This window comes from Sphingobium bisphenolivorans (assembly GCF_000412635.1).
GTDB lineage: Bacteria > Pseudomonadota > Alphaproteobacteria > Sphingomonadales > Sphingomonadaceae > Sphingobium > Sphingobium bisphenolivorans.
In genome coordinates this window covers 1-13,458 of record NZ_ASTG01000025.1, presented here as the reverse complement: position 1 = coordinate 13,458, position 13,458 = coordinate 1, and the positions used below count along the sequence as shown (strand labels likewise).

Genomic DNA, 13,458 nt, shown 5'->3' with positions numbered 1-13,458 from the left:
CCTTCGCTTTGATCGCCATGGCGCGCCTCATCGATCCACCTTCATCTTGTGGCTCTGCTCGTCATAGCGCATGCCTTCGAGTTCACGGGGCATGTAGCGCTCGTCATGCTTGGCCAGCAAGTTGGTGGCGATGAACGTCCCGCTCCGATCAAACGCACCCTCTCCGACGACGCCGGACCCTTCACGGAACAGGTCCGGGGCGATGCCCTTGAAGGTCGCGGGCACCGTCGCCTTGCCGTCTGTCACATCGAACCGGATGGTAACGCCATCAGGTGCGTGCTTCAGGCTGCCCTTGACCACCATGCCGCCCAGCCGGATCGCCTTGCCGGGCTCAACACCCTTGGTCTTCACGTCGGCGGGCGCATAGAAATAGGCCGCCTCATCCCGTAGCGCAGATGTCGCTAACAAGCCGGCCCCGATCAGTGCCGCCAGCGCCGCCAGCGCCAGGATCAATCTTTGATGCTTCGCCTTCATCAGCGTTCCGTCAGCCGCCGCGCTTCTGCTTCTTGCGCGCGCATGGTCCGCCAGCTGCTCAGGCTGATCAGTGCGGTACCGGTCAGCGTCAGCGCATAGGCGCCGATCACAAATGCCCATTGATCCATCATGCTATCCCCGCGCCAGCCGCTGCATCCGAGCTTCGACCTTTGTCCGGGCAAGGATGGCGCGCATTCGCATCACAACAATCGCAGCGAACAGCAAGGTGAAACCCGTGAGGGTGAAACCCAGCGGCCAGAGCAGGGCACTGTCGATACTGGAGCCGCGCAGCGTGATGCTCGGCCCCTGATGCAGGCTGTTCCACCACACCACCGACCGATTGATGATCGGAATGTTGACCGCCCCTACAAGCCCGAAGATTGCCGCCACAGCACTAACGCCGCCCGGCCCCTGGCGCGTACTGGCGTTTGCAAGCGCAATATAGCCGAGATAGAGGAAGAACAGCACCAGCATGGAGGTCATTCGCCCGTCCCACTCCCACCACGTGCCCCAAGTCGGGCGGCCCCAGATGGACCCCGTGATGAGGCAGATCGCCGTGAAGAAGGCCCCGGGAACTGCAGTCGCTCTACCTGCCACCGCCGCCAGCGGATGACGCCAGACCAGCTGCATGAGCGCGGCGATGGCGATGCCGGACCAGCCCCCCATGCCCAGCCAGGCTGCGGGCACATGAATATAAAGTATGCGCACCGTATCGCCCTGAAGATAATCGGCGGGCGACACGAACAGGCCGCAAGCACAGCCGATGAGCAGCAGCAGCAGGCCCGGCCAGAATAGCCAGACCGTCAGCGGTCGCGCTATTTTTAGGAAGCGGGCAGGATTGGCGAAGCGGTGCATGGCGGGAGCGCTCTTAGCCGCCTGTCGAGCCCAATGCCAGTAGGGCTTTTAATCGCTGCCCCCATCACCATTTTCATGTAGATAGAACGGCGCGCGCCTTTTTTATGACAGGCAGGCGACAAATCGTCATCGACACACTATATGCGCGCGAACGCCGCCCCATGGGGCGCACAGGATCGGCTATGGACGCTTCATCACCCATGTTTACGACGAACCCGTTCGACGACGATAAATTGCGCGAGGAATGCGGCATTTTTGGCGTGTTCAACGCTGAAACCGCTTCGGCCATCACGGCGCTCGGTCTTCATGCACTCCAGCATCGCGGCCAGGAGGCGGCGGGCATCACCAGTTGGGACGGCCATGATTTCCACACCCATCGCGCGATGGGCCATGTCGCGGGAAATTTCGACCGCGATGAGGTGATCCGGGCGCTTCCCGGCAACTCGGCCTGTGGGCATGTGCGCTACTCCACGACGGGCGAAACATCGCTGCGCAATGTCCAGCCGCTTTATGCCGAACTCAGTTCCGGCGGGTTCGCTGTCGCGCATAACGGTAATATTTCCAACGCAATGAAGCTGCGCCGGGAGCTGATTCGCCGGGGCTCGATCTTCCAGTCGACCTCAGACACGGAAGTCATCATCCATCTGGTCGCGACCTCGACCTACCGGACGCTGCTGGACAAGTTCATCGATGCGCTGAAGCAGGTCGAGGGCGCCTATTCGCTGATCGTGATGACGGCCGAGGGCATGATCGCTTGCCGCGACCCGCTCGGCATTCGTCCCCTGGTGATGGGGCGCCTGGGCGATTCTACCATCTTCGCCTCGGAAACGGTGGCGTTCGACGTGGTCGGCGCGGAGCATGTGCGTTCGATCGATCCGGGCGAACTGGTGATCATCACCCATGACGGCCAGGTCAGAAGCCACCGGCCCTTCGGTGACACGCACCCGCGGCCCTGCATATTCGAACATGTCTATTTCAGCCGCCCCGACTCGATCGTGGACGGCTCCAGCGTCTATTCGGTCCGCAAGGCGATCGGCGCGCAACTCGCCATCGAAAACCCGGTGGAGGCCGATCTGGTCATCCCCGTTCCCGACAGCGGCGTTCCCGCCGCGATCGGTTATGCGCAGCAGTCGGGCATTCCTTTCGAACTGGGCATCATCCGCTCGCACTATATCGGCCGCACCTTCATCCAGCCGGGCGACAAGGTCCGGCACCTGGGCGTGAAGCTGAAGCATAATGCCAACCGCGCGCTGATCGCCGGTAAGCGGATCGTCCTGATCGACGATTCGATCGTGCGCGGCACCACCTCGCTCAAGATCGTGCAGATGATGCGGGAAGCCGGCGCTGCGGAAGTCCACATGCGTATCGCCAGCCCTCCGACCAAGCATAGCTGTTTCTACGGCGTCGACACGCCCGAACGCGCGAAGCTGCTGGCGCATCGACTCGACATTGGCGGCATGCAGGAATTCATCCACGCCGACAGCTTGTCCTTCATCTCCATCGATGGGCTGTACAAGGCGTTGGGCGAAGCGAAGCGGGCCGACATCCGTCCCCAATATTGCGACGCCTGCTTCACGGGCGACTACCCCACCAGCCTGACCGACCAGGACGAGGTCGTGGTGCAGAACCAGTTCGAGCTGCTGGCCGAACGGGTCGTCTGACCTCCACCCCACCAGTACGAACGGCCCTGAACTGCTCGGCAGTTTCAGGGCCGCGGCTTTCCTCACTAGCGTAGCCCTGCCGAGTAGAGGGGCGAAAGGGATAATATATGACGAGCCAGGCCCTTTCGGGGAAAGTCGCGCTTGTGACCGGCGCCAGCCGCGGGATCGGGGCGGCCACTGCCAAGGCGCTCGCCGCTGCAGGTGCCCACGTCATCCTGACCGCGCGGACGAGCGGTGGCCTGGAAGAGGTGGAGGAGCATATTCACGCGCAGGGCGGCTCGGCCACCATCGCCCCGCTGGATCTGGTGGATGGGGAGAGCATCGGCCGTCTGGCGCAGGCTATTTCCGGGCGCTGGCAGGCGCTTGACATCCTCGTGCTCAATGCCGCCACGCTGGGCAGCCTTGCGTCGGTTCCGGCGATCGATGCCAAGGAATTCGCGCGGCTACTGACGCTCAATATCGCAGCGCCGCAAGCGCTGATCGCGGCGTTCGACCCGCTCCTGCGGGCCAGCGAGGACGCGCGGGTTGTCGCGATTACTTCGTCGGTCGGCGCAACGCCGCGCGCCTATTGGGGCGCTTACGGAGCTTCCAAGGCTGCGTTGGAGACGCTGGTCGGTGCCTATGGCGAGGAAGTGAAGAATATCTCCGCGATCCGCACCCATATCGTTGACCCGGGCGCCACCCGGACAGCGATGCGCGCGCGCGCCTTCCCCGGAGAAGATGCCAACTCGCTTAAGGATCCCGACACCGTCGGGCAGGCGATCACGCAGTTGGTGAGCGCCGATACACCAACGGGGCACCGCTCCAGGATCGACTAAGCCGGCTTGATCAGCGTCACTTGCGCTACGTCGATCCCGCCGCCCCGGAAACCGCCTTCGCAATACATCAGATAGTAACGCCACAGATCGACGAATTGCTGGTCGAAGCTGGATGGCAACTCACCCCTGTCGATCGCATCATCGAAGCGTTCGCGCCAGCGCCGCAACGTCTCCGCATAATGCTGCCCGAAATGATGGGCATCGCTCCAGATGAGGCCCCTCTCCTCCGCCAGAGCACGGAACCGGCTTTCGGAGATCAGCATGCCGCCGGGGAAGATATAAGTCTGAATGAAATCCGCGCCGCGCGCATAACTGTCGAAAAGCGCGTCGTCGATCAGGATATATTGGAATGCCGCCCTGCCGCCGGGCTTTAGCAGTCGCGTGATCGCATCGAGATATGCGGGCCAATATCGCTGCCCGACCGCTTCCGCCATCTCCACGCTGGCGATGGCGTCATATTGCCCCTCAGCGTCGCGATAATCCTTGAGGATAATCTTCGCCCCGGAGCCCAAGCGATCCCGAGCATATTCCGCCTGCTCCGCGGAAAGCGTCAGTCCGTCATAGGCGAGTTGGCAACGCTCCATTGCCTGTTCTGCCAGACCGCCCCAGCCGCAGCCGATCTCCAGCAGCGAGGACCCCTCCTTCAAGTTCAAACGATCGAGGATCGCATCGACTTTGCAGCGTTGCGCTTGCTCCAGATGCTCGGTGGGGTCGTGAGGATCGCGGAACAAGGCGCTGGAATAGCTCATGGTTTCATCCAGCCAGAGCCCGTAGAAATCATTGCCCAGATCATAGTGGAACGCGATGTTCCGGCGCGAACCAGACCGGCTGTTCCGCCGCGCCCAATGGGCCAGGCGCCCCCCCCATCGCACAGGCCCACTCGGCCGCGCTACGGACCCGAGCGCCGCCGCATTGGCCATAAACAGCTCGAACAGCGGCACCGGGTCGGGGCTGGTCCATTCACCCTTCGCCCAGGCCCGATACCATCCGGCCGAGCCGCCGGTCATCAGTCTGAGGAGTGCGCGCCAGCGGCGAAGATCGACCTCGCAAGCGGGTCCGGGCGAACGGCTGCCCAACAGGCGCTGCGTTCCGTCCGGAAGTATCGCAAGCAGCGAGCCTCGCTCCAGCCCCTGATCGATGCGGTCCAATATGCGGTGAAAGGCCGGCGCGATCAGCCGCGCATTCGGGCCAGCGTGTGCAACAGAAAATGGCCGCCGCCCTGCTTTGGAGCGTCTGCCGCGACGAGGATCAACTGCATTCATGCCTTCACTCTGCCCCAAGGGTCAGGCCCTCGCAATCACGTCCGTGCCTTGCGATAGGCAGCCAGCGCCCTCTCCCGCGCCTCCCTGTGGCCGATGCATTTGGCAGGGTAGCCTTGTGGGCGGGCGTCATGGGCGTCAGGGTCATGGATCATGCGGTCGTCCAGCCCCGCCAGTTCAGGCACCCACTGCCGGATATAGTCAGCTGCCTCGAACTTTTCGGACTGGCTGAGCGGCGCCATGATCCGTGAAAACATATTGGCATCGACACCGCTTCCCGCAACCCACTGCCAATTGACGCTGTTGTTGGCATAGCTCGCATCGACCAGCGTATTCCAGAACCATTTCGCGCCGTCCCGCCAGTCGATCAGCAGATGCTTGATGAGGAAGCTGGCCGCGATCATGCGGACGCGATTGTGCATCCAGCCTGTCGCCCAAAGCTGGCGCATGCCGGCATCGACTATGGGATAGCCCGTGGTGCCCGACGTCCAGCGATGAAAGTCGCTACGTGCCTCTCTCATGTCTCGCCACGGCATCCTGTCGAAGTCAGGTCGGGCATTGGCTGAGCCATAGGTGGGCATCGCGCGGATCTGAACATGCGCATAGTCGCGCCAGATCAATTCCTTGAGAAAGGTCGTGGTGTCGCCGGGTGCTCCGGCGACTCGGTGCCAGACATAGGCCGGGGAGACTTCGCCGAAATGCAGATGCGGGGAAAGGCGGGAGGTCCCCTCCTCTGAGGGCATGTTGCGGGCATGATCATAATCGCCCACCTCGTCCCGAAAGGCTGCGACATTGGCCCGAGCCCCCGCCTCGCCCGGGGTCCAGTCGTCCGAAAAGGCCGCCGCCCAGTTCGGGCGCGTAGGCAGCAAGGCCCACTCCTCCAGCGAATCGCTGTCCGGCCAACGGTCCGGCGCCTCGATATGAGCGGGCGCGGATGCAGGTTCCGGCGGAGGCATCCATTCCATAACGGCACGGGCGAAGGGCGTGTAGATGCGGTAGGCGCTGCCGCTCTGAGTGCGGATACTGTCCGGCGGGCTGAGCAGGGCACCGTCATGGAGGCTGAGGTCGAAGTGCTTAGCGAGCGCCTTTTCCGCGTTGCGCCACCATGGCTCATGATGGCGCAAAGCGTGAACCCGCTGAGCGCCGGTTTCCTCGGCGATCCGCTTCAGGACTGCGGCACAGTCGCCTCTGCGAAGGATCAGGCGCGAGCCCTTGTCTCGCAAACTTTTATCGAGGCTTTTCAAGCTATGGTGCAGCCACCAGCGCGACGCCGCGCCCAACTTCCAATCGCGCGGAAGTTCATCGTCGAGAATATAGACCGGGATCACCGGCCCCTCCTGCGCCGCCGCTGTGAGTGCGGCCTGGTCGGACAGGCGAAGGTCCTGGCGGAACCACAGAATGACGGGATCGGGCATGCCTCATCCAATGCCACTTGCAGGACGCGGTTCCAAGTCCGCCGCGGTTCGCCCTGCTGATCCGGCCAATGGACGCTGACACTATCATCGGTGATGGACGCCGGCCCTCCGGCCAATTATCTTTGCACTGCACAAAAGCGGTCCTGCGCTCAGGCCGCCGGCTTAACATTCAGGGACTGCGATGGCGTCGATACCTAATGATTCAGAGCTAAGCTACCGGCCCTGCGTCGGCGTGATGCTCGTCAACATGGACGGCAAGGTGTTCGTCGGTCAGCGAATCGACAGCCAGGTCGAAGCGTGGCAGATGCCGCAGGGCGGTATCGATGATGGCGAAGATGTACGGGCAGCCGCTCTGCGTGAGTTGGGCGAGGAAACCGGTGTTGGCGAGGCCCATGTCGAATTCATCGCCAAGGCACGCGAAGAGCATTTTTACGACCTGCCGACGGAACTCATCGGCAAGCTGTGGGGCGGCAAATATCGCGGGCAGCGGCAATATTGGTTTCTGGCCCGCTTCCTCGGCAGTGATGAGGACATCAATATCCAAACCAGCCATCCCGAATTCAAGGAGTGGAAGTGGATCGACCCGGAAACGCTGCCTGACCTGATTGTCCCCTTCAAGCGCAAGCTCTACCGCGACATTCTTCAGGAATTCAGGGCCTTGATCTGAAAGAGGGTTAAATTACTCGGCCATGCCGGTATGACGGGGCGGATGCGTACCTGCATAGCTATCCTCTGCTGCTTGGCCTCCTCGCCGGCCCTGGCGAATTATCCTGTGCTGCTGCCTCCACCCGTTCGCGAGATGCTGGAGGCCGCGATTGCGAACGGCAACGAGACGGAGATCGCGACCGTTGCCAAGATCGCGAAGCAAACCAATCCTGGCGCCGTTGATGAAATCCAGCGCATGGTCAAGAGCTGGAAGGAGCGGACGAAGGCAACCGAGGAAACGGTGATCCGCGAGGCGCGCTTCACCGAACTATGGACCGGCCGCGTCGAGGCAGGCGGGTTCCGTTCGACCGGATCGACCAGCGAAATCGGCATCAGCGCCAAGGCGGAAATCAAACGGGCAGGCATTCAGTGGTCGCACAAGCTGACCGCCAGTGCAGATTACCGCCGGGCTAATGGCGTCACCTCGCGCGAGCGGTATCTGGCCAGCTACGAGCCGCGCTACGAATTCGACACCCGGGGCTTTGCCTATGGCCTCAGCCAATTCGAGCGCGACACGTCGATCGGCTATGATGAGCGCTACACGGCCTCGGCAGGGATCGGTTACAAGGTGATCGTCAGCGGCCCGCTCGACCTCTCACTTGATGCCGGGCCTTCGGTGCGTCATGCCGCTTATGTGACCGGCGAGCGCGAGACGAAGCTCGGTGCGCGCGGCTCGCTGGACCTGGTATGGCGACTGGCGCCCAATCTGGCTTTCAAGCAGGTGGCGTCAGCTTATGCCGAAAGCGACGTCTATACGCTTAATTCGCTGACGTCTCTGGAAACCAAGGTAAACAGCCGCTTGTCCGCTGCCTTCTCCCACAATGTTCAATATGAATCCGAGACGCTGCTGTCCGCGCGAGACTTTGACACGCTGAGCCGGCTGACGCTGACCTACGATTTCTGACGGGGGTGGAGGCGCCCGGCCGCCTCTGATAGCATCGCCAGGATGACTGGCCTTTCATCGTCAGAACAGATGGTCCTCGAACGGGCGGCGGAAGCACCGATGCTCGCCCAGGTGGAGAGATGGGCTGGGGTCAACAGCGGTTCGCGCAACCTGCCGGGCCTCGCCTCCATCGCCGCCCTGCTGGCCGACGCCTTTTCGGTCCTGCCGGGGAAGATCGATCTGATCGAACCTGCACCCGTTCAGGCGGTCGCGCCTGACGGATCGCTCGGCGATGTGGCGCACGGCCGGCATCTCCAGCTGTCGGTAAGGCCGGACGCACCCGTCCGCCTGCTGCTCACTGGCCACATGGATACGGTCTTCCCTGCCGACCATAATTTCCAGCACCTCTCGTGGCTCGATGCGCAAACCCTGAACGGTCCCGGCGTCAGCGACATGAAAGGCGGCCTTGCCGTGATGCTCGCGGCCTTGCGCGCATTGGAAACCGCGCCGGAGGCCGGCGCCATCGGTTACGACCTGCTGATCAACAGCGATGAGGAGGTCGGCAGCCCCTCTTCGGCGCCCTTGCTGAAACGGCTGGCAACAGGCAAGCTCGCCGCCTTCACCTATGAGCCTGCGCTCCCCGACGGGACGCTGGCCGGCGCGCGAGCCGGAAGCGGCAACTTCGCGATCGTGGTCAAGGGCAAGAGCGCCCATGCCGGCCGCAATCCCGAAGAGGGGCGAAATGCCCTTCTGGCGGCGGCCGACCTGGCGCTGCGCCTGAAAGCAGGAAGCGGCGCGGGCCTGTCCTGCAACCCCGCCCGTATCGAAGGCGGGGGTCCGAACAACGTCGTCCCCGACCATGCCGTCCTCCACGCCAATTTTCGTCCGAAGACGGCGGATGATGAGGAGGTTGCACGACAGCTGATCGACCGCATGATCGCGGAGGTCGCGCGCGATCATGACGTCACCATCCATCTTCATGGCAGCTTCGGCCGACCGCCAAAGGCAATGGACGAGCGGGCGCTGCCCCTCTTCGCCCTCGTGCGGGAATGTGGCGCGGATCTTGGTATTCCAGTCCGGTGGCGTGATACAGGCGGGGTTTGCGACGGCAATAATATCGCCGCCTGCGGTGTTCCTGTCGTGGATACGATGGGGGTCCGCGGAGGGGCCATTCACAGCGACGCCGAATATCTGATCGTCGACAGCTTGCCGGAGCGGGCGCAGCTTTCGGCGCTGGCGCTGCTCCGCATCGCGCAGGGTCGTATTTCACGAAAGGGGTGAGTGCATGGGCTTCTTCATGCGCACGGCGCGTACGGACGATCTGCAAACGCTGTATGAGATGGCGAAGCTGACCGGCGGGGGCTTCACCAACCTGCCCGCCGATAAGAAGGCCCTGGCCGAGAAGCTGGAGCGGACGGAACAGGCACTCGCGCGGGCAGGCGAGACGGTCGAGGATGAGCTGATCGTCATGGTGCTGGAAAACGGCCAGACCGGGCAGGTACGCGGGACTTGCCAGATTTTCAGCAAGGTGGGGGAAAGCTGGCCCTTCTACTCCTATCGCCTCGGCGCGCTGACGCAGCAGAGCCGGGAGCTTGCCCGCACCTTCCGCGCGGAGATGCTCTCGCTCACCACCGATCTGGAGGGCGCGACAGAAGTCGGCGGCTTGTTCCTTCATCCGCGCGAACGGGCGGAGGGACTCGGCCTGTTGCTGGCGCGGAGCCGTTACCTCTACATCTGCAAGCATCGCCAGCGCTTTGGCGACCGGATCATCGCCGAACTGCGCGGGGTGATTGACGAGGCTGGCGGGTCACCCTTCTGGGATGGCCTTGCGGGCCGCTTTTTCGGCATGAGCTTTCAGGAGGCGGACGAGTTCAATGCCATCAATGGCAACCAGTTCATCGCCGACCTGATGCCAAAGACGCCCATCTACACCGCCATGCTGAACGAAAGTGCGCGCAGCGTCATCGGCATGCCGCATCCCAATGGGAAAGCCGCGATGCGGATGCTGGAAACGGAAGGATTTTCAAATCCCGGCTATATCGACATTTTCGACGGCGGACCGACGATGGTAGGGCAAATCAATTCACTGAAGACGGTTGCCGGCGCGCGGGATGTCATACTGGGGGCGGCACATGACGATGGCGGCACGAAGGTGCTGGTTGCCACCGGGCGGCTCGCTGAATTCCGTTGCGCCTATGGGTTCGCCATCGAGCGGGACGACGGAACTATCTCGCTCGACAAGCGATCGCTGGACCTGCTGCCGCTGGAGCCCGGACAGACATTCACCATGGTGGAGCGCGCATGACTTTGCGAGAGATCAATTTCGACGGACTGGTCGGGCCAAGCCATAATTATGCCGGGCTGAGCATGGGCAATCTTGCTTCCACAGCCCATGCGGGGGCGTCTTCATTCCCCAGGGCAGCGGCCCTGCAAGGCATTGAGAAGATGCGCGCCAATATCAGGCTGGGCCTGACGCAGGGGATATTCCTGCCGCAATGGCGGCCGGACGGAAAATGGCTCGCGGCGCTTGGGACGGATGTCGGCAATGCGGAGGCGCATATCCGCGCCGCTGCCATGTCCGCTTCCTCGATGTGGGCGGCAAATGCAGCGACCGTCTCGCCTGCCCCCGACACGAGCGATGGGCGCACTCACCTGACCGTGGCCAATCTCGTCACCATGCCGCATCGCAGTCATGAATGGCCGCAGACGCTTGCTCAGTTGCGCATCGCCTTTTCCGATCAGCGCGCTTTCGCGGTCCACGCGCCCATCCCCGCTCCGTTCGGGGACGAAGGCGCCGCCAACCAGATGCGCCTCTGCGAGCGGCACGATCAGCCCGGCGTCGAGATATTCGTCTACGGCCAGGCAGGGGGCCCCTTTCCGGCGCGACAGCATGTCGAGGCCAGCAAGGCGGTCGCGCGTCTTCATGGGCTGGACCCCGACCGCACTCTCTTTGTCATGCAGTCACCCCAGGCCATCGCGGCCGGTGCGTTTCACAACGACGTCGTCGCGGTTGCCAACGAACGGCTGCTGTTCACCCATGAGCAGGCCTTCGCGAACAAGGAGCGCTTTTATGACGAACTGCGCGCCACGCTACCCTGCGTAGAGATCATCGAGGTCCCGGCAAGCGCCGTCAGCCTGGCCGACGCGATCCGCAGCTATCTGTTCAATGCGCAACTGGTGAGCCTACCCGCTGGCGGCATGGCGCTGGTGCTGCCGATGGAAGCGCGCGAAACGACCGCCGTCTGGGCCTGGCTGGAGGAGATGGTCGCAGGCAACGGCCCCATCCGTCAGCTTGTGCCGGTAGACCTGCGCCAGTCGATGAACAATGGCGGCGGCCCTGCCTGCCTTCGGTTACGCGTCGTGGCTGACCCCAGCAACGTGGATCCCCGCTTTCTGGTGGACGAGGCGCGGCTGGATGACATTGCGGCTATCGTCAACAGCTATTGGCCCGAAGAGATCGCCTCGGCCGATCTGGCCGACACACGTCTGATCGCCCGGATCGAACAATCATGGTTAACACTTGTTGACCATTTGCAGCTTTCAGGCGAACTTATGCCGTAACGCAAGCAAGCCTCCAGCCGGTATCGAGATGGAACGGATCAGACGCCTTTTCACCATCAAGACGAAGTTCGAGGCGTTTTTGGTTATCTACGCCCTCGGGCTCGGCGCCACGGAGCGGGGTATCAGCTATATTCAGCACTATCCCGGTCTCAGCGGCAAATTGCTGGCGCTGGCCTGCACAGGAACTGTCTTCATGGCGGGCGGCAAGATCATTGATGCCGTGGAGATGCAGCGGTTCGCTGCCGACTGACGGCATCCCCTGACTCATCATTCCATCTCAACCCTTGTGCCCGCGCGCCTCTCCATGCAGGAGCGCGGCATGGCTGCATTGATGCTACAGGGTACCGGTTCTGACGTCGGCAAGTCGCTGCTGGTCGCAGGCCTATGTCGGGCGCTCCTTCGCCGGGGCTATAGCGTGCGGCCGTTCAAGCCGCAGAATATGTCCAACAATGCCGCCGTCACGGTCGATGGCGGAGAGATCGGCAGAGCTCAGGCACTGCAGGCGATCGCTGCCGGCATCGAGCCGCATACGGACATGAACCCTGTCCTGCTGAAGCCGCAAGCCGACCGCACCTCGCAGCTTGTGGTTCATGGGCAGGTCCGCGGGGTACTCGGGTCAGGCAACTTCCGCTCGGCCCGTGCGGAGCTGCTGGGCGCGGTGCTCGAAAGCTATGAACGGCTGAAGTCGCAGTGCGACATCGTCATCGTGGAAGGCGCTGGCTCCCCGGCAGAGGTCAATCTGCGCGCAGGCGACATCGCCAATATGGGCTTTGCGCGGGCCGCCGATGTTCCGGTCATCCTGGTGGGGGATATTGATCGTGGCGGGGTGATCGCGGCGCTCGCGGGCACGAAGGCCGTCATCGACTCGCATGATGCTGCCATGATCCGAGGTTTTCTGATCAACAAGTTCCGCGGCGATCCTGCCTTGTTCGAGGATGGCTATCGCTATGTCGAGGAAAAAACAGGATGGCGGGGCTATGGCGTCGTTCCGTGGCTGAGCGGGGCTGCGCGCCTGCCGAGCGAGGACGCAGTGGTGCTGGAGCGACCGCAAGCAAACGTGTCCGATCGGCTGATCGTCGCCTGCCCCATCCTGCCGCGCATCTCCAATTTCGACGATCTCGATCCGCTGAAGCTGGAGCCGGGGGTGCAGGTCGTGATGGTTCCGCCCGGCAAGCCCATTCCAGTCGACGCCGGGCTCATCATCCTGGCGGGGTCGAAGGCGACAATCGCCGACATGGAGGCAATGCGCATCGAAGGATGGGACATCGACATCCTCGCTCATCATCGGCGCGGCACGCCTATCCTGGGCATTTGCGGCGGGTATCAGATGCTGGGGCGCAAGATCATGGACCCGGAAGGGGTCGAGGGGCTGGTGACAGAAGTGCAGGGCCTCGGCCTGCTCAACGTCGAGACGCAGCTTACCGGCGCGAAGGCGCTCAAGAGTGTCACCGGTCGAGCATTGGGTGCCGACTTTAGCGGCTATGAAATGCATGTCGGCCTGACGGCGGGAGAGGATTGCGCTCGGCCTTTCGCTTTTCTTGGCGCAGAATGCCCGGACGGCGCTACCAGCCCATCAGGCAATGTGCTCGGAACGTATGTCCACGGCTTGTTCGGCAGCAGCGCCCTGCGTGCCGCATTGATGGCCCGACTGGGCAAGGAAGCGGCGGGAGCCGACTATCGTCTATCCGTCGAACAGGCTCTTGATCAGATTGCTATCGAGATGGAACAGCATGTCGATATCGACGGACTGATCGCCCTTGCTCGATGAAGCGTCTCTTGCGCCGGTTAGCTGACCGGAGAGGAATGGCGCACCCGGAACGATTCGAA

At 62.9% G+C, this 13,458-nt stretch carries 14 protein-coding genes; 9 read left to right on the top strand and 5 right to left on the bottom strand.

Annotation, left to right across the window (positions count from 1 at the left end):
• Positions 1 to 27: 27 nt before the first annotated feature.
• Genes ccmE through ccmC form a run of 3 tightly spaced genes read right to left on the bottom strand, consistent with a single transcriptional unit; the run spans position 28 to position 1,329 of the window.
• The gene (gene ccmE, locus L858_RS0116155) at positions 28 to 474 is read right to left on the bottom strand and encodes a cytochrome c maturation protein CcmE (protein ID WP_022684189.1); all 447 of its coding nucleotides are present in this window, start codon (positions 472 to 474) and stop codon (positions 28 to 30) included.
• Positions 474 to 605, bottom strand: coding sequence for a hypothetical protein (locus tag L858_RS22445; protein WP_022684188.1), 132 nt, complete (start codon positions 603 to 605; stop codon positions 474 to 476). Before L858_RS22445 ends, ccmE begins: the two co-directional genes overlap by 1 nt.
• A gap of 1 nt (position 606) precedes the next feature.
• Complete coding sequence (gene ccmC, locus L858_RS0116145) at positions 607 to 1,329, bottom strand: heme ABC transporter permease CcmC (RefSeq protein WP_022684187.1); 723 nt, start codon at positions 1,327 to 1,329, stop codon at positions 607 to 609.
• Between the two features lie 182 nt (positions 1,330 to 1,511).
• Here ccmC and purF point away from each other — a divergent pair, with 182 nt between their 5' ends.
• Complete coding sequence (purF, locus tag L858_RS0116140) at positions 1,512 to 2,990, top strand: amidophosphoribosyltransferase (RefSeq protein ID WP_022684186.1); 1,479 nt, start codon at positions 1,512 to 1,514, stop codon at positions 2,988 to 2,990.
• Between the two features lie 107 nt (positions 2,991 to 3,097).
• Positions 3,098 to 3,808: an SDR family NAD(P)-dependent oxidoreductase gene (locus tag L858_RS0116135; RefSeq protein ID WP_022684185.1), complete on the top strand. Its 711-nt coding sequence runs from the start codon at positions 3,098 to 3,100 to the stop codon at positions 3,806 to 3,808.
• Here the strand turns inward: L858_RS0116135 and L858_RS0116130 are convergent.
• Both L858_RS0116130 and L858_RS0116125 read right to left on the bottom strand, forming a co-directional pair.
• Positions 3,805 to 5,070, bottom strand: a complete 1,266-nt coding sequence (locus L858_RS0116130; RefSeq protein ID WP_022684184.1) for an SAM-dependent methyltransferase — start codon at positions 5,068 to 5,070, stop codon at positions 3,805 to 3,807. The genes L858_RS0116135 and L858_RS0116130 overlap by 4 nt on opposite strands.
• A gap of 35 nt (positions 5,071 to 5,105) precedes the next feature.
• Positions 5,106 to 6,482: a cryptochrome/photolyase family protein gene (locus L858_RS0116125; protein ID WP_022684183.1), complete on the bottom strand. Its 1,377-nt coding sequence runs from the start codon at positions 6,480 to 6,482 to the stop codon at positions 5,106 to 5,108.
• Positions 6,483 to 6,663: 181 nt separating this feature from the next.
• Here L858_RS0116125 and L858_RS0116120 point away from each other — a divergent pair, with 181 nt between their 5' ends.
• From L858_RS0116120 to L858_RS0116090, 7 genes are all read left to right on the top strand, one after another.
• Positions 6,664 to 7,149, top strand: a complete 486-nt coding sequence (locus L858_RS0116120) for an RNA pyrophosphohydrolase (RefSeq protein ID WP_022684182.1) — start codon at positions 6,664 to 6,666, stop codon at positions 7,147 to 7,149.
• A gap of 42 nt (positions 7,150 to 7,191) precedes the next feature.
• Positions 7,192 to 8,091 carry a DUF481 domain-containing protein gene (locus L858_RS0116115; RefSeq protein WP_028056221.1) on the top strand — a complete coding sequence of 300 codons (900 nt, stop codon included), beginning with the start codon at positions 7,192 to 7,194 and terminating at the stop codon, positions 8,089 to 8,091.
• Between the two features lie 42 nt (positions 8,092 to 8,133).
• A complete protein-coding gene (locus tag L858_RS0116110; RefSeq protein WP_022684180.1) occupies positions 8,134 to 9,351 on the top strand; it encodes a hydrolase in 1,218 nt (405 codons plus the stop codon).
• Between the two features lie 4 nt (positions 9,352 to 9,355).
• On the top strand, positions 9,356 to 10,375 hold the full coding sequence (locus L858_RS0116105) for an arginine N-succinyltransferase (RefSeq protein WP_022684179.1): 1,020 nt from the start codon (positions 9,356 to 9,358) through the stop codon (positions 10,373 to 10,375).
• Positions 10,372 to 11,631: an N-succinylarginine dihydrolase gene (locus L858_RS0116100; protein WP_022684178.1), complete on the top strand. Its 1,260-nt coding sequence runs from the start codon at positions 10,372 to 10,374 to the stop codon at positions 11,629 to 11,631. Before L858_RS0116105 ends, L858_RS0116100 begins: the two co-directional genes overlap by 4 nt.
• A gap of 28 nt (positions 11,632 to 11,659) precedes the next feature.
• On the top strand, positions 11,660 to 11,881 hold the full coding sequence (locus tag L858_RS0116095) for a hypothetical protein (RefSeq protein WP_022684177.1): 222 nt from the start codon (positions 11,660 to 11,662) through the stop codon (positions 11,879 to 11,881).
• A 69-nt stretch (positions 11,882 to 11,950) separates the two neighbouring features.
• A complete protein-coding gene (locus L858_RS0116090; protein WP_022684176.1) occupies positions 11,951 to 13,399 on the top strand; it encodes a cobyric acid synthase in 1,449 nt (482 codons plus the stop codon).
• Positions 13,400 to 13,458 lie beyond the last annotated feature (59 nt).

Excerpts from the sequence above, each read along its gene's own strand:
- L858_RS0116130 (WP_022684184.1), bottom strand. The coding sequence starts at position 5,070 with ATGAATGCAGTTGATCCTCGTCGCGGCAGACGCTCCAAAGCAGGGCGG.
- L858_RS0116105 (WP_022684179.1), top strand. The coding sequence starts at position 9,356 with ATGGGCTTCTTCATGCGCACGGCGCGTACGGACGATCTGCAAACGCTG.
- ccmE (WP_022684189.1), bottom strand. The coding sequence starts at position 474 with ATGAAGGCGAAGCATCAAAGATTGATCCTGGCGCTGGCGGCGCTGGCG.
- L858_RS0116095 (WP_022684177.1), top strand. The coding sequence starts at position 11,660 with ATGGAACGGATCAGACGCCTTTTCACCATCAAGACGAAGTTCGAGGCG.
- L858_RS0116135 (WP_022684185.1), top strand. The coding sequence starts at position 3,098 with ATGACGAGCCAGGCCCTTTCGGGGAAAGTCGCGCTTGTGACCGGCGCC.
- L858_RS0116100 (WP_022684178.1), top strand. The coding sequence starts at position 10,372 with ATGACTTTGCGAGAGATCAATTTCGACGGACTGGTCGGGCCAAGCCAT.
- L858_RS0116115 (WP_028056221.1), top strand. The coding sequence starts at position 7,192 with ATGCGTACCTGCATAGCTATCCTCTGCTGCTTGGCCTCCTCGCCGGCC.
- L858_RS0116110 (WP_022684180.1), top strand. The coding sequence starts at position 8,134 with ATGACTGGCCTTTCATCGTCAGAACAGATGGTCCTCGAACGGGCGGCG.
- L858_RS0116120 (WP_022684182.1), top strand. The coding sequence starts at position 6,664 with ATGGCGTCGATACCTAATGATTCAGAGCTAAGCTACCGGCCCTGCGTC.
- L858_RS0116125 (WP_022684183.1), bottom strand. The coding sequence starts at position 6,482 with ATGCCCGATCCCGTCATTCTGTGGTTCCGCCAGGACCTTCGCCTGTCC.
- purF (WP_022684186.1), top strand. The coding sequence starts at position 1,512 with ATGGACGCTTCATCACCCATGTTTACGACGAACCCGTTCGACGACGAT.
- ccmC (WP_022684187.1), bottom strand. The coding sequence starts at position 1,329 with ATGCACCGCTTCGCCAATCCTGCCCGCTTCCTAAAAATAGCGCGACCG.
- L858_RS0116090 (WP_022684176.1), top strand. The coding sequence starts at position 11,951 with ATGGCTGCATTGATGCTACAGGGTACCGGTTCTGACGTCGGCAAGTCG.
- L858_RS22445 (WP_022684188.1), bottom strand. The coding sequence starts at position 605 with ATGATGGATCAATGGGCATTTGTGATCGGCGCCTATGCGCTGACGCTG.